At 69.9% G+C, this 14,202-nt stretch carries 13 protein-coding genes; 8 read left to right on the top strand and 5 right to left on the bottom strand.

Annotated features, from left to right (window positions below):
- The first annotated feature begins 51 nt into the window (after nt 1-51).
- From AC07V5_RS12585 to AC07V5_RS12555, 7 genes are all read left to right on the top strand, one after another.
- On the top strand, nt 52-1,596 hold the full coding sequence (locus AC07V5_RS12585) for a helicase HerA-like domain-containing protein (protein ID WP_495116016.1): 1,545 nt from the start codon (nt 52-54) through the stop codon (nt 1,594-1,596).
- A 75-nt stretch (nt 1,597-1,671) separates the two neighbouring features.
- Complete coding sequence (locus tag AC07V5_RS12580; protein WP_495116015.1) at nt 1,672-3,237, top strand: methyl-accepting chemotaxis protein; 1,566 nt, start codon at nt 1,672-1,674, stop codon at nt 3,235-3,237.
- Nucleotides 3,238-3,313: 76 nt separating this feature from the next.
- Nucleotides 3,314-4,387 carry a sensor histidine kinase gene (locus tag AC07V5_RS12575; protein WP_495116014.1) on the top strand — a complete coding sequence of 358 codons (1,074 nt, stop codon included), beginning with the start codon at nt 3,314-3,316 and terminating at the stop codon, nt 4,385-4,387.
- Nucleotides 4,384-5,157 (top strand): LytR/AlgR family response regulator transcription factor, encoded by a 774-nt coding sequence (locus AC07V5_RS12570; protein WP_495116013.1) that lies wholly within the window; start codon nt 4,384-4,386, stop codon nt 5,155-5,157. Before AC07V5_RS12575 ends, AC07V5_RS12570 begins: the two co-directional genes overlap by 4 nt.
- A gap of 51 nt (nt 5,158-5,208) precedes the next feature.
- Nucleotides 5,209-5,463 (top strand): hypothetical protein, encoded by a 255-nt coding sequence (locus tag AC07V5_RS12565; RefSeq protein WP_495116012.1) that lies wholly within the window; start codon nt 5,209-5,211, stop codon nt 5,461-5,463.
- A 10-nt stretch (nt 5,464-5,473) separates the two neighbouring features.
- On the top strand, nt 5,474-6,289 hold the full coding sequence (locus AC07V5_RS12560; protein ID WP_495116011.1) for a hypothetical protein: 816 nt from the start codon (nt 5,474-5,476) through the stop codon (nt 6,287-6,289).
- Between the two features lie 55 nt (nt 6,290-6,344).
- Nucleotides 6,345-8,114 (top strand): glutamine--tRNA ligase/YqeY domain fusion protein, encoded by a 1,770-nt coding sequence (locus AC07V5_RS12555; RefSeq protein ID WP_495116010.1) that lies wholly within the window; start codon nt 6,345-6,347, stop codon nt 8,112-8,114.
- Between the two features lie 3 nt (nt 8,115-8,117).
- Here AC07V5_RS12555 and AC07V5_RS12550 read toward each other — a convergent pair whose 3' ends face one another.
- The 4 genes from AC07V5_RS12550 to dbpA all read right to left on the bottom strand — a co-directional run bounded on the left by AC07V5_RS12550 (nt 8,118) and on the right by dbpA (nt 12,083).
- Nucleotides 8,118-9,233 (bottom strand): sensor domain-containing diguanylate cyclase, encoded by a 1,116-nt coding sequence (locus AC07V5_RS12550; RefSeq protein WP_495116009.1) that lies wholly within the window; start codon nt 9,231-9,233, stop codon nt 8,118-8,120.
- A 99-nt stretch (nt 9,234-9,332) separates the two neighbouring features.
- The gene (locus AC07V5_RS12545) at nt 9,333-9,557 is read right to left on the bottom strand and encodes a hypothetical protein (protein WP_495116008.1); all 225 of its coding nucleotides are present in this window, start codon (nt 9,555-9,557) and stop codon (nt 9,333-9,335) included.
- A gap of 126 nt (nt 9,558-9,683) precedes the next feature.
- On the bottom strand, nt 9,684-10,550 hold the full coding sequence (locus AC07V5_RS12540) for a hypothetical protein (protein WP_495116007.1): 867 nt from the start codon (nt 10,548-10,550) through the stop codon (nt 9,684-9,686).
- A 132-nt stretch (nt 10,551-10,682) separates the two neighbouring features.
- Nucleotides 10,683-12,083, bottom strand: coding sequence for an ATP-dependent RNA helicase DbpA (gene dbpA / locus AC07V5_RS12535; RefSeq protein WP_495116006.1), 1,401 nt, complete (start codon nt 12,081-12,083; stop codon nt 10,683-10,685).
- Between the two features lie 128 nt (nt 12,084-12,211).
- Here dbpA and AC07V5_RS12530 point away from each other — a divergent pair, with 128 nt between their 5' ends.
- Nucleotides 12,212-12,721 carry a hypothetical protein gene (locus AC07V5_RS12530; RefSeq protein WP_495116005.1) on the top strand — a complete coding sequence of 170 codons (510 nt, stop codon included), beginning with the start codon at nt 12,212-12,214 and terminating at the stop codon, nt 12,719-12,721.
- On the opposite strand, the gene AC07V5_RS12525 is transcribed toward AC07V5_RS12530, so the two are convergent.
- Nucleotides 12,718-14,145, bottom strand: a complete 1,428-nt coding sequence (locus tag AC07V5_RS12525) for a S41 family peptidase (protein WP_495116004.1) — start codon at nt 14,143-14,145, stop codon at nt 12,718-12,720. The two genes, AC07V5_RS12530 and AC07V5_RS12525, sit on opposite strands and share 4 nt — an antisense overlap.
- Nucleotides 14,146-14,202 lie beyond the last annotated feature (57 nt).

The raw sequence follows: 14,202 nt of genomic DNA, 5'->3' as shown, positions 1-14,202 counted from the left end.
GAAGGCCGCCTGATTTATCGTTGGCAAGCTTGCGATTTTAGAGGACGCACCATGACTGACCCGATCCTGCTGGCCCGCCATGGCGACATCGAGTGCCTGCTGCTGCCCGCACTGGCCAACCGCCACGGCCTCATCACCGGCGCCACGGGCACCGGCAAGACCATCAGCCTGCAGACGCTGGCCGAGAATTTTTCCAAGCTCGGCGTGCCCGTCTTCATGGCGGACGTGAAGGGCGACCTGACCGGCATCAGCCAGCAAGGCGCCCCCAGCGAGAAGCTGCTGGGCGTGCTGAAAGACCGCGGCCTGGAGGCGCCCGAGAAGCTGGCCTGCCCCACGACGCTGTGGGACGTCTTCGGCGAGCAGGGCCACCCGGTGCGGGCGACCGTTTCGGACATGGGCCCCCTGCTGCTGAGCCGCATGCTGGCCCTGAACGAGACCCAGGCCGGCGTGCTGCAGATGGTGTTCAAGATCGCCGACGACAACGGCCTGCTGCTGCTGGACCTGAAGGACCTGCGCGCGATGCTGCAGCACGTGGGCGACAACGCCAGCCAGTTCACCACCCAGTACGGCAACGTCTCGGCCGCGAGCGTGGGCGCCATCCAGCGCGGCCTGCTGCAGATCGAGGCCCAGGGCGGCGACAAGTTCTTCGGCGAGCCCATGCTCAACATCGCCGACTTCATGCAGACGGAAGGCGGCCTGGGCGTCATCAACGTGCTGGCCGCCGACAAGCTGATGAACGCGCCGCGGCTGTACGCGACCTTCCTGCTGTGGATGCTCTCCGAGCTGTTCGAGACGCTGCCCGAGGTGGGCGACCTCGACAAACCCAAGCTGGTGTTCTTCTTCGACGAGGCCCACCTGCTGTTCAAGGACGCACCCGACGCGCTGGTGGAGCGCATCGAACTGGTGGTGCGCCTGGTGCGCTCCAAGGGCGTTGGCGTGTACTTCGTGACGCAGAACCCGCTGGACATCCCCGACGCCGTGCTGGGCCAACTCGGCAACCGCGTGCAGCACGCGCTGCGCGCCTTCACGCCACGCGACCAGAAAGCCGTCAAGAGCGCGGCCGACACGATGCGCGCCAAGCCGGGGCTGGATATCGCCACCGCCATCACCGAGCTGGCCGTTGGCGAGGCGCTGGTGAGCCTGCTGGATGAAAAAGGCCGGCCCAGCATCACCGAACGCGTCTTCGTGCTGCCGCCGGGCAGCCAGATCGGGCCCATCAGCCCGCAGCAGCGCCAGGCGCTCCTTGCCAACTCCTTGGTAGCCGGTGTGTACGAAAAACACCTGGACCGCGAATCGGCTTACGAGAAGCTGAGCGGCAAGGCCGCCGCGGCGCCCGCTGGCGGCGGCGTCGCCGCAGGCCCGGCACCCCAGGGCGGCCCGGCCGCGCCGGCGCCCGCCGATGACGGCGGCGGCATGCTGGGCGGCCTGAAGGACGTGCTCTTCGGCACCACCGGCCCGCGCGGCGCCCACCACGCCGGCCTGGCCGAGACCGCCGCCAAATCCGCCGTGCGCAGCATCGGCTCGGCAGTCGGCCGAGAGATCATCCGTGGCGTATTGGGCAGCATCCTCGGAGGAAGTAGCTCGCGCCGGCGCTGATCGGGTCGACGCGAACGGGCCGTTCATGCAGACTCGCAGCGCCCGACGAGACAACCTCAAGAACAAGGGGACGGCATGAACGCTCTGAAGCAATTGCGCATCGGTAGCAGGCTCGGCATCGCTTTCGCGGTGGTGCTGGTGTTGATGCTGGTGGTGGTGGCCGTCAGCGTGCGCGGCATCTACCGCGTCGCGGCAGGGCTGGAGACGGTCTACCTCGACCGCACCATCCCGCTGGCCCAGCTCGGTGAGCTGAACAACCTCTCCACCCGCAACCGCCTGGTCATCGTCGAGATGCTGCGAGCGCCGGCCTTCGATGAAATCAAGCGCCGCAACGACGAACTCGCCGCCAACCTCAAACGCGGCCAGGAAGTGCTGGACCAGTACCTGGCCACCCATCTGACGGACCAGGAGAAGGACCTGGCCCAGCGCTTCACCGCCACCCGCAAGGCCTATATCGACGAAGGCCTGCTGCCGATCGGCGCGGCGCTGTCCACCGGCGGCATGAGCACCGCGCTGCAGATCTACGAGGAAAAGACGCTGCCGCTGGCCACCAAGACGCGCGACCTGTCGGACCAGCTCGTCAAGCTGCAGATCGACGAGGCCGCCGCGGAGTACCAGCGCGGCCAGGACACCCGCACCGCGGCCGTGACCACGACCGTCGTCCTCACCAGCATCGCCCTGCTGCTGGGGGGCGGCCTGGCTTGGCTGATCACCCGCTCCATCACCGAGCCGGTGCGGCGCGCCGTCGGCTTTGCCCAGGCCGTGGCCGGGGGCGACCTGACGTCGGCCATCACTGCCGAGGGCCGTGACGAGATCGCGGCCCTGCTGGGCGCACTGAGCCAGATGAACGAGGGCCTGGTGAACATCGTGCGCCAGGTGCGCAACGGCGCCGACTCCATCCTGACCGGCGCCGGCGAGATTGCCAGCGGCAACGCCGACCTGTCGCAGCGCACCGAGGAACAGGCTGCCAACCTGGAGCAGACGGCCGCCTCCATGGAGGAGATGAACGCCACGGTACGCCAGAACGCGGACACGGCGCAGACCGCCGCCCAGCTCGCCGAATCGGCCAGCGGCGTCGCCGCGCGTGGGGGCCAGGTCGTGCAGCAGGTCATCGCGACGATGGGCGACATCTCGGCCAGCTCGCGCAAGATCGCCGACATCATCGGCACCATCGACGGCATCGCCTTCCAGACCAACATCCTGGCGTTGAACGCGGCTGTAGAGGCGGCGCGTGCCGGTGAGCAGGGCCGCGGCTTCGCGGTGGTGGCCGGCGAGGTGCGGGCACTGGCCCAGCGCAGCGCCCAGGCGGCCCGCGAGATCAAGGCACTGATCGGGCAGAGCGTCGACAACGTCGACACCGGCTCACGCCTCGTCGGCGAGGCCGGCAGCACGATGACGGAGATCGTGACCCAGGTGAGGCGCGTGGCCGACCTGATCGCCGAGATCGGCTCGGCCACCCAGGAGCAGACGACGGGCATCGGCCAGGTCAGCGAGGCCGTGCAGCAACTGGACCGTGTCACGCAGCAGAACGCCGCCCTCGTCGAAGAGGCTGCCGCGGCCGCCGACAGCCTGCGAGGCCAGGCCCAGCAAATGAACGAGGTGGTGGGCGTGTTCAAGCTCGGCACCGGCGGCGACCGCTGAACGCGGCTGGCGCCGCGCCGGCACCGCCCATCGCGGACCGCTGGCGCTGCCCAGCGCGCGGCATGATGCTGGCCGCATGACGCCCTCCGAAAGCCAAGACCACAGCTGGCCGACCCACATCGGCGGCACGGCCCTCATCTGCGTTGTCGTCGGCTTCCTGAACTATCTGATGCAGGGTGGCAGCTTCGGCATCGCGATGCTGTATTCGTTCACCGTCGGCGCGCAGATCTCGCTCTACATCTCGCTGCTGATGGCGGGCGTCGCCTACTGGCTGCGGCGCCGGTGCGGCGACCTGCCCGGGCTGCGCCATGGCTGGGTCGGTTGGGGCTGGGTGGCCCCCTGCGTGTTGGTGGGTGCGCTGGCCGGTTACCTGGGCGGCCTGTGGCTGGGCGACCTGATCAGCGGCCGCCACGCCACCCGCCCCTGGAACATGGCCGAGGGCCGAGCGGCCCTGTCCATCGGCTTCGTGCTGCTGGTGTCGGTGCTGGGCACGTTCTTCTTCTTCTCGCTGTTCAAGCTGAACGCGTTGAGGCTGGACCAGGCGCAGGCCCAGCAGCAGGCTGCCGAGGCGCGGCTGACGCTGCTGCAGAGCCAGCTCGAACCGCACATGCTGTTCAACACGCTGGCGCATCTGCGCGTGCTCATCAAGCTGCGGCCCGACGAGGCCCAGCGCATGCTGGACCAGCTCATCGACTATCTGCGCGCCACGCTGCAGGCCAGCCGAGCCACCGAACACCCGCTGGCCGACGAGTTCGACCGCCTGTCGGACTACCTCGCGCTGATGCAGCTGCGCATGGGCGAGCGGCTGCGCGTGACGCTGGAGTTGCCCGCCGAGCTGAGCCGCGTCGCGATACCGCCGCTGCTGCTGCAGCCACTGGTGGAGAACGCCATCAAGCACGGGTTGGAGCCGCACGTGGATGGCGGCGAGCTGCGCGTGACGGCGGCCCGCGACGGCCAACGCCTGGTGCTCGAAGTGGCCGACAGCGGCACCGGGCTGGCCGGCGCGAGCGAGCTGGCCAGCGTTGGCACCGGCTTCGGCCTGAGCCAGGTGCGCGAGCGCCTGGCCCAGCGCTACGGCGACACCGCCTGCTTCACGTTGAGCCCTCAACCAGGCGGCGGCAGCGTCGCCCGCATCGAGCTTCCGTCATGACCACAGCCTTGATCGCCGAAGACGAACCGCTGCTCGCCGAGAACCTCCGCGCCGAGCTGGCCACGGCCTGGCCCGCGCTGCAGATCGTGGCGCAGGCCGGCAGCGGCACCGCCGCCGTCGAACTGGCGCTGCAGCACCGCCCCCAGCTCTGCTTCCTCGACATCCGCATGCCCGGCATGACGGGGCTGGAAGCCGCCCAGGCCATCACCGAGGATTGGCCCGAGGAAGCAGGCCCACTGCCCCTGTTCGTCTTCGTGACCGCCTACGACCAGTACGCGCTGCAGGCCTTCGAGGCCGCGGCGGCCGACTACCTGCTCAAGCCCGTGACGCCCGAACGCCTGGCCCAGAGCGTGGCGCGGCTGCAGGCCCGCCTGGCTCAGCCCGCCGCCGGCGATTCGACGCTGGCCACGCTGCGCCAGTTGCTGACCCAGGCCGCGCCAGCCCCACGCCTGCGCCATCTGCAGGCCGCCGTCGGCGAAGCCATCGAGCTGGTGCCCATGGACGACATCGTCTACCTGGAGGCCGCCGACAAGTACGTGCGCGCCGTGACGGCCGAGCGCGACTACTGGGTGCGCGTGTCACTGCGCGAACTGCTGCCGCAACTGGACGCCGAGCGCTTCTGGCAGGTGCACCGCTCCACCGTCGTCCACATCGACGCCGTCGCCCGCGCAATGCGGCAGGAAAACGGCACCGTGCTGCTGGAGCTGCGACAGCGGCCCGAGAAGCTGACCGTCAGTCGCGTGCACGCAAATCGTTTCAAAGCCCTGTAGCGCCAAGGTAGCGCTCTGGCGATAGAAACCGTATAAACGGTTTCTATCGTTATGCCACACACACGCAAACCCGCCCCCACTGAACGCGCCAAGCTCGTGCGCGACGGCTTCACCATGCCCGAGGCCGACTACGCCCTGATCGCCGAGCTCAAGCACCGGCTGCACGACGTGAAGCGAGAAGCCAAGAAAAGCGAGCTGCTGCGCGCCGGCCTGCAGGCCCTGGCCCAGCTCGACGCCAAGGCCCTGGCCGCGGCGCTGGACCGGCTGGCGCCCGTGAAGACCGGGCGCCCACCCAAGGCGGGCTGAGGAGAACACGATGCTCGACGCAACCAACTGGTGGCATCTGCTCTGCGCCATCGCCGGCCTCAACCTCGTCGCCTGGACGGTCTCGACCGCTTGGCTGCACCGCAATCGCCCGGACGGCACAACCTGGCCCCACCAGCGCCTGCAGCTGCTGCTGTCGGCGCTCTACGTGCTGGGCTGCGGCTACCGCTCCTTCCTGCCGGTCTTCGACGTGCCGCGCGTCGTCATGGTGGATTCCTTTGCGTCCAGCGTCCTCATCGGCCGTACGGTCGCCACCATCGCCGAGCTGAGCTTTGCCGCTCAGTGGGCGCTGCTGCTGCGCGGCGCCGCCTTGGCCACCGGGCACCGCCACAGCCTGATGCTGTCGAACGCCGTGGTGCCGCTGATCGCGATCGCCGAGGTCAATTCCTGGTACGCGGTGCTGACGACACGCAACATCGGCCACGTCGTCGAAGAGACGCTGTGGGGCACGGTGGCCCTGCTCAGTGTGCTGGCCATGCTGGCGCTGTGGCCCCAGGCCACGGCACGCGCCCGGCGCTGGCTGGCCCTGTCCATCGTGGTGGGCACGCTCTACGCGGCCTACATGTTCACGGTGGACGTGCCCATGTACTGGGAACGCTGGCTGGTCGACGAAGCCGCCGGCCGCAGCTACGCCAGCCTCGCCGCGGGCATCACCGACGCCAGCAGCCGCTGGACCGTCTCGCACGACTGGGCGCACTGGCGCAGCGAGGTCGTCTGGATGACGCTGTACTTCAGCGTGGCCGTCTGGATCAGCATCGGCCTGGCCCACGTGCGGCTGCCGCTCAGGGTCGACCGGCAGCGTCCTTAGAATCGGCGCTATCGCGGGCCTGGAACACGGCCCGCTCCCATTTCCAGAGCCGACGATGAGCAACCCCGCCGCACCCGCTGCACCCGCGACGAATTTCTTGCGCCAGCGCATCGAGAACGACCTCGAGACCGGCGCCTTTGCCGGCCGCCATTTCGGCGGCACGCCCGGCGACGCCGCCCACCACGCGGCCGGCCCGCTGGACGAGGCGCGCATCCGCACCCGTTTCCCGCCCGAGCCGAATGGCTATCTGCACATCGGCCATGCCAAGAGCATCTGCCTGAACTTCGGCCTGGCGCGCGACTTCGGCGGCGCCTGCCACCTGCGCTTCGACGACACCAACCCCGAGAAGGAGGAGCTGGAGTACGTCAACGCCATCAAGGAGATGGTGCAGTGGCTGGGCTGGAGCTGGGGCGACAACCTCTATGAGGCCAGCAGCTACTTCGACTTCATGTACGCGGCCGCCGAGGCACTGGTGCAGTCTGGCCACGCCTACGTGGACGAACAAAGCGCCGAAGACATGCGGGCCAACCGCGGCGACTTCGGCCGCCCCGGTGTCGACAGCCCCTTCCGCGGCCGCACGCCGGCAGAGAACCTGGCCCGCCTGCGCGAGATGCGCGACGGCCAGCACGCCGACGGCGCCATGGTGCTGCGCGCCAAGATCGACATGGCCTCGCCCAACATCAACCTGCGCGACCCGACGCTGTACCGCATCAAGCATGCGGAACACCACGCGACCGGCAACAAGTGGTGCATCTACCCGATGTACACCTTCGCCCACCCCATCGAGGACGCGCTGGAACGCATCACGCACAGCATCTGCACGCTGGAGTTCGAGGATCAGCGCCCCTTCTACGACTGGCTGCTGGAGCACCTCGCCGACCTCGGCCTGCTGGCCCGCCCGCTGCCGCAGCAGATCGAATTCGGCCGTCTGAACCTGAACTACGTCGTCACCAGCAAGCGCAAGCTGCGCCAGTTGGTGGAAGAGAAGCATGTCAGCGGCTGGGACGACCCGCGCATGCCGACGCTGGTGGGCCTGCGCCGCCGCGGCTTCACGCCGGCCAGCGTGCGCGCCATGGTGGAGGCCACCGGCGCCAGCAAGCAGAACGCCTGGATCGACGACACCGTGCTCGACCAGGCCCTGCGCGCCGACCTGGAGCCGCAGGCGCCCCGCGCCTTCGCCGTGCTGCAGCCGCTGAAGTTGAAGCTGACGAACTACGCCGAGGTCTTTGGTTCCACCGACCACCGCGAGCCCTGCGAGACGGCCGCCCACCCGCACAAGCCGGAACTCGGCCAACGCAAGTTCTCGCTCGGCCCCGAGCTGTGGATCGAAGCGGAAGACTTCGTCGAAGTGCCACCCAAGGGCTACTTCCGCCTGTTCCCAGGCAACAAGGTGCGCCTGAAGGCCGGCTACATCATCGAATGCACCGGCGCCGAGAAGGACGCCGATGGCAAGGTCACGGCCGCGCTGGCCACCGTCATTCCCGACACCAAGAGCGGCACCCCGGGTGCGGACGCGGTCAAGGTCAAGGGCACCATCGGCTGGGTGGCTGCCCACGAAGCCGTGGCGGCCGAGGTGCGCCTGTACGAGCGCCTGTTCGCCGAACCGCAGCCCGATGCCGGCGGCCGGGACTTCCTGGAATTCGTCAACCCGAACTCGCTGCGAGTCGTGCAGGCCTTTGTCGAGCCCTCGCTCGCGAATGCGCCGTCAGATGCGCGCTGGCAGTTCGAGCGGCACGGCTACTTCGTCACTGACCGCGCCGACCACCGCGCGGACAAGCCCGTGTTCAACAAGATCACCGGGCTGAAGGACGGCTTCGCGAAGTAAGGCTCAGGCGGCCAGCAGGCTCGCCCCGCCGCCATCGCTGACGACGCGGTTGCGCCCGCCGCGCTTGGCGGCGTAGCTGCGCGCGTCGGCGAGCGCCTGCACGTCGGCCGCCTCGCTGCTGTGAGCCACGCCGATGCTGGCCGTGATGCGCAGCTCCAGTTCGCCGATGGGGATGCGCAGGGCCTCGATGGCCGCGCGCAGCTCGCCCGCCAGCGCGGCCGCGTCGGCTGCCGGCGTGTGCGGCAGCAGCACGCCGAATTCCTCGCCACCGATGCGGGCGACCGAATCCAGCTTGCGAAAACTCTTGGCCAGCAGCGCGCCCACGGCCTTCAGCACCGCGTCGCCGGCCGAGTGGCCATGGGTGTCGTTGACCTTCTTGAAGTGATCCAGGTCCAGCGCGATGACGGCATGGCCCTCGCCCCAGCGCTTGCCGCGCTCGCCCTCCAGCGCATTGGCCTGATCCCAGGCGCGGCGGTTCAGCAGGCCGGTCAGCGCGTCGGTGTGGGCCAGGCGCTGCAGCTCCGCCTTGGCCTGCTGCAGCTCGCGCTGCTTGCGGCGCAGCTCCAGCAAGGCCATGGCCTGCTGGGCGAGCTGCTCCAGCCAGTCGAGCTGGCGGTCGGTCAGGCGGCGCGGGATGGTGTCCAGCACGGCCAGCGTGCCAATGGGCGCGCCGCAGGAGGCGCACAGCGGCACGCCGCTGTACATGACGTAGCCCTTGTCGAGCGTCAGCGGCAGGTTGCGGGTGCGGGGGTCGTCGCGCAGGTCGACGATGTGCAGACCCTCGGGGCTGTCGATGACGAGGGAGCAATAGGCCTGCTCGCGGCTCATGTCGCCGCGCGGCAGGCCCACGGCGGCCTTGGTCCAGACACGGTCGTTCGCAATGAGATTGATAACGGCCACCGGGCTGCCGGTCAGCTCACTGGCCAGGCGGGCGATCAGGTCGAACTGGGGCTCGGCATCGGTGTCCAGGATGTCGTACTGGGACAGCGCAGCAAGCCGCCGGGCTTCGGGGCCGGGCGCGGCGGCCAGCGGCCGGGTGGGCGACGCCTCGCCGCGAAACCAGCGCAGCGTCGCCGACGTCGTGGGTGGGTGTTCAGGGAGCCGGGCAGTGGCGGACATGGCGTCATTCCTCGCAGCGATTCACGATGGCGGCATCTTGGGCCGCAGCCGCGCGCGCAAAAAGCCCGCCCGGCGCAATTCAGCGGTGCGCCAACAGCATCAATCGCGCGCGCCGCCGCAGCGCAGCACGATGGGCGTGGCGTATTCACGGCCGACGACGGCGCGTGCAAACAGGTAGTTGGCGCGCGCACGCTCGCTCAGCGTGTCGATGCGCACCCCGCCCTTCGCGTCGCAGGGGAAGGCCAGCGCTCGGCCGGCCTGGAACAGGGATTCGAACCGCAGTTCGTAGTCGTCGCACATCAGGGGCATGGGGCGTGAGTTCATGGTGCACCTCGTCTTGCTGGAAGACTAGGCGCCGCCCTGCCCCGTTGCGCGTGAAAAGGTCTCAGGCGAGGCCCTGGCCCCCCGCAGTTGGCTGCCCACGCGCCAAGATGTCACGCCTACGTTTCGTTACCGCAGCGGCGCGCGCAGCACGTCGATCTGATACGGCCTGTCGTTCATCTCGACGATGACCGGGTTGGGCACGTTCAGCGTCATCAGCCGGCGCTGGGCCAGGTTCAGCAACGCCAGCGAGGGCTGCAGATGCTGGCGCAGCAGGGCCTGCAGCGAACCGTCGGCAAAGGCCACCCGCAGGCCGCGGGCGATGCGCTCGATGGCGACCTGGTTGCCGGGGTGGGTGTAGATGTATTGCGGCAGGTCGTAGGCCAACAGCAGGCTGTCGTCCAGGGCCAGTCCCTTGGCGCCCATCAGGCCGGCATGGGCGCGCACCTCCTCGCCCACCTCCAGCACGCTGCGGCAGAACAGGTCGGCCCGGCCCAGGGCGACCATCTGGAACAGCGCCTCGTAGGTGCCGACCTCGGCCACCGTGAAGCCGTTGGCGCGCAGGATGTCGGCGTCCGCCCAGCCCCGGCCCTGCACATGGCGCAGCCGCGCGACGGCGCTGAGCGTGTCTGCTTCACGGACGATGGCGCGGTTCGGCGCGTGCGCGAAGCAGACGCGGTAGCGGTTCACGCCGAGGTGGATGGGGAACAACACCGGCACCAGGCCGGCGGCGCGGCCGGCATCGGGCCCGGTGACGAGCAGGAAATTGGGCACCGTCTGCTGGGCGGCCTCCAGCAGCGCGCGGCGCTTGTTCATCGGCGCGGAGAGCTGCAGCCGGTAGGCGCCGTCGCTGGCGCGGGTCTTGTCCAGCGCCAGCTGCACGGCGTCGCGGATGTAGGCGTTGCGCAGGTCGGTTTCGCTGTCGGGCGCACGCAGTGTCAGCGTCAGCTCCTGCGCGCGCGCCGGCCCAGCCGCCGCAGTCAGCAGCGCAGCCATCCCTTGGAGCAAACAGCGTCTGGGCAACATCGGCAGGACCTGGGCAGGTGGCCAATGTAGCTGCCACGCGCCGGCCGGGGAATGGCGGCTTCTCCCTAAGACTGCCAGTTAGGTCGGCAGCCGGGTGGCGCCTCAGTCGGTCAGGTCGGTCAACCTTCTGACCTTGACCTTGCGGCCCTTGAGCTTGCCCAGCGACAGGCGCCGCACGGCCTCCTGCGCGATGCCGCGCTCCACGGCCACATAGCTGTGGAAGTCGGTCACGTTGATCTTGCCGATCTGCGTGCCGGCAAAGCCAGCCTCGCCCGTCAGCGCGCCGAGGATGTCGCCGGGGCGGATCTTCTCCTTGCGGCCACCCAGGATCTGCAGCGTGTCCATCGCGGGCAACAGCGGGCCGCCGGGGGCGTCCTGCACGCTGTCCAGCGGCTGCCACTTGAACTCTTCGCCCTGCAGCAGCTCGATGCGGCCGATGCGGCCCATCTCGTCCAGGCTGGCCAGGCTGAGCGCCAGGCCCTCAGCCCCAGCGCGGCCGGTGCGGCCGATGCGGTGCACGTGCTGTTCCACGTCGGCGCTGATGTCCACGTTGATGACGCAGGCCAGGTTGGCAATGTCCAGCCCACGCGCGGCCACGTCGGTGGCCACCAGCACCGAGGCGCTGCGGTTGGCGAACTGGATCAGCACCTGGTCACGGTCGCGCTGCTCCAGGTCGCCGTGCAGGGCCAGCGCGATGAAGCCTTGCGCGGCCAGCACGGCCTCCAGGTCGCGGCACTGCTGCTTGGTGTTGCAGAAGGCGATGGTCGATTCGGGCCGGAAGGAGCGCAGCAGGCGCGGCACGGCGTCCAGGCGCTGGTCCTCGGTCACCTCGAAGGCGATCTGGCGGATGGTGGACGCGGCAGCACTCGTCGAGCCGGCCACCTTCACCGTCTGCGGCTCGCGCATGAACTTGGCGGCGATCTCGGTCACACCCTCGGGGAAGGTGGCGGAGAACAGCAGCGTCTGGCGCTTGGCCGGCGCACGCTTGGCGATGGCCTTGATGTCGTCCAGGAAGCCCATGTCCAGCATGCGGTCGGCCTCGTCCAGCACCAGCGTGTTCAGCGCGGACAGGTCCAGCGTGTCGCGCTCCAGGTGGTCGATGAGCCGACCCGGCGTACCCACAGCGATGTGGGCGCCGAAGGACAGGCTCTCGATCTGCGGCTTCATCGGGTTGCCGCCGCACAGGCTCAGCACCTTGATGTTGTCGGCCGCACGGGCCAGGCGGCGGATCTCCTGCGTGACCTGGTCGGCCAGCTCGCGGGTGGGGCAGAGCACCAGGGCCTGCACGCGCGATTGCGCGGCGTCCAGCCGGTGCAGCAGCGCGATGGCGAAGGCGGCCGTCTTGCCGCTGCCGGTCTGCGCCTCGCCGATGACATCCTTGCCCGCCAGGGCCAGCGGCAGGCTGGCGGCCTGGATGGGCGTCATCTGCGCGTAGCCGAGCTGGTCGAGGTTGGCCAGCATGGCGGGGCTGAGGGGCAGGCGGGAGAAAGCGGTATCGGTCATGCCCCGATTGTCGAGGGTGTGACTTCCTGCGCAGATTCAGGCCCCGGCGAGCACCGCCTTGCAATTGCTCACACCTCGTCGATAACGGCTCAATAGCATGCCCTCCGGCCCCCTAGCCGGCCTGCACCATGCCCACCGTTCCGCCCTCTTCCACCCCCGCTTCCTCTCCCCAGCGCCGCCTGCTGAGCGGTGCCGGCGGTGGCCGCAACAGCGGCACCCGTACCGCAGGCACCAAGGCCACCGAGGCCACCACCTTCACGGCCACCGTGCCGTTCAAGCGGCCGCAGGCCCAGGCCACGCCGGCCGCAGCCCCGCCCGCAGCGGCACTGCCACGCTGGGCCAAGGGTGTCGTCATCGGCGGCGTGCTGCTGGCCGTCGGCATGCCGGCCACGGTGCTGATGTCGCGCTCCATGCTCGTGCAGGAAGCCCTGGCCGAGCAGAGCAGCTCCAAGGCGGCCCTGGTCTGCACTGGCGGCGAAGGCCGCGCCGTGGACAGCTCCAGCCTCAGCGGCTGGCTGTTCGGTGGCTCCTATTTCAGCTGCGGCGACTGGGAGACACGCGAGGCACGCGTGCAGCGCGAGCGCGACCAGGCCCAGGCCAACTACATGGCCCGCGAGAAGGCGCGCCAGCAGTATTAATTCGCCAGCAGCCGCAGCGCTGCGGCCAGCTCGGTGTCCACGCCCGCGGCCACATCGGCCCAGCGCGGCCGCACGACGATGTCCGGCTGCACACCGGCATCCGGCGGTTCGCCCGGCGAGAAGTGGGCCAGCAGCGGAATATCCACCGCCACGCCCGACGCCGGCAGCGTGATCCAGGCCAGTTGCCCGCCGTTCAGCCCGCGCAGATTGCCGCCGGTGGGCTGGCCCAGCAGCGTGGCCGCGTGGCTGGCCTTGAGGTCGCGGGCGATCAGGTAGCCGGCCGAGCTGTTCTGCGGCCCGACAAGGGCGACGACCCTTCCCTGGAAAGGCCTCGCCACCGGCTCGACGACGCGCGGCGGGCTGTCGGGCAGGCGCCAATTTCCGGTCTGATTCGGGCCCTCGGTGCGCGTGACCTGGCCGGTGCGGTCGAAGAAGCTGTAGTCCCAGGTGTCCAGGTAGCGCGCCAGCACATAAGGCGCGCGCTCGTAGGCGGATTCACGCCGGCCGCCCGGCAGGGTGTGGGGTGCCGAGATCAGCTGCGCCAGCAGCGCGCGGCCCAGCGCGTCGTCGCCGCCCTCGTTGGCGCGCAGGTCGATGACGAGGCGGAGGATGCCGCGCGTGCGCAACTCGTCGAAGCTGCGGTCGAGAAAGGCGGGGGCATCGAAGCCGCCGCGCCAGAAAGTGAAGGTCGGCAGCGTCAGCACCGCGGTGCCGCCGTCGATCTGCAACCGCCAGGCCTGATCTGGCGCGCGCCAGCCGGCCGCCTGCAGCGCCTGCTCGCGCTCGGCGGAGGCCATGGCCGGCACCACCACCTCGCGGCCATCAGCCAGGCGCAGCCGCCAGCCGTCAGGCCCAGGCGGGAAGAGCAACGGGAACAGGCGCTGCATCGCACCGCCGTTGGCGTCGTCATCGAGCTGGGCCAGGCGCTTGCCGTCGCTGCTGCCGTCGGCGCGCAGATAGGGCAGCAACGCGGCGCTGATCTCGCCCGGCGTGCGGCCGTCGATGGCCAGCAGCTCGCTGCCGGCCGGCACCGCCGGGCCGGCGCTGGCCATGACGCGGATGCGCCCTTCAATGAACCGCAGCACCAGCGGCAGCGTCTGGCGGCCAAGCAAAGCCTGCACGGCTGGCGGCTGGTTGGACGGATTCGTCCAGGTGTGGCCGCAGCGCACGGCCGCCGCCAGGCGAGTGGCCAGCAGATAGAGCTGGGCGCGGCTGGCGCCGGTGGCCACCTGGCCTTGCGCGTCGGCAAAGCCGGCGTCGATCTGCGCCGGCGTGGCGTAGCGGTACAGGCCGGGGTGCAGTTCGACGAGGGCGCGCTTGAGGATGCGCAGGTCGCGCTGGGCCTGCTCGGCACTCAGCTCGGGCGCGGCCTGGGCCGTGGCGAAGGACAGAACGAGGGCCAGTGCGATGAGGAGGGATTTCATGCCCGCCAGCGTCGCCGCCGCGGCCGCGGCGCGCGAACCAGATCAGCGCAAGTGCCC

The sequence above is a fragment of the Roseateles sp. GW821-FHT02E12 genome, from assembly GCF_059421665.1.
This window is presented reverse-complemented; position numbering and strand designations above follow the sequence as displayed.

Coding starts and splice junctions, on each gene's coding strand:
- AC07V5_RS12530 (WP_495116005.1), top strand. CDS start 12,212: ATGCCCACCGTTCCGCCCTCTTCCACCCCCGCTTCCTCTCCCCAGCGC.
- AC07V5_RS12570 (WP_495116013.1), top strand. CDS start 4,384: ATGACCACAGCCTTGATCGCCGAAGACGAACCGCTGCTCGCCGAGAAC.
- AC07V5_RS12540 (WP_495116007.1), bottom strand. CDS start 10,550: ATGGCTGCGCTGCTGACTGCGGCGGCTGGGCCGGCGCGCGCGCAGGAG.
- AC07V5_RS12575 (WP_495116014.1), top strand. CDS start 3,314: ATGACGCCCTCCGAAAGCCAAGACCACAGCTGGCCGACCCACATCGGC.
- AC07V5_RS12580 (WP_495116015.1), top strand. CDS start 1,672: ATGAACGCTCTGAAGCAATTGCGCATCGGTAGCAGGCTCGGCATCGCT.
- dbpA (WP_495116006.1), bottom strand. CDS start 12,083: ATGACCGATACCGCTTTCTCCCGCCTGCCCCTCAGCCCCGCCATGCTG.
- AC07V5_RS12585 (WP_495116016.1), top strand. CDS start 52: ATGACTGACCCGATCCTGCTGGCCCGCCATGGCGACATCGAGTGCCTG.
- AC07V5_RS12545 (WP_495116008.1), bottom strand. CDS start 9,557: ATGAACTCACGCCCCATGCCCCTGATGTGCGACGACTACGAACTGCGG.
- AC07V5_RS12560 (WP_495116011.1), top strand. CDS start 5,474: ATGCTCGACGCAACCAACTGGTGGCATCTGCTCTGCGCCATCGCCGGC.
- AC07V5_RS12555 (WP_495116010.1), top strand. CDS start 6,345: ATGAGCAACCCCGCCGCACCCGCTGCACCCGCGACGAATTTCTTGCGC.
- AC07V5_RS12565 (WP_495116012.1), top strand. CDS start 5,209: ATGCCACACACACGCAAACCCGCCCCCACTGAACGCGCCAAGCTCGTG.
- AC07V5_RS12525 (WP_495116004.1), bottom strand. CDS start 14,145: ATGAAATCCCTCCTCATCGCACTGGCCCTCGTTCTGTCCTTCGCCACG.
- AC07V5_RS12550 (WP_495116009.1), bottom strand. CDS start 9,233: ATGTCCGCCACTGCCCGGCTCCCTGAACACCCACCCACGACGTCGGCG.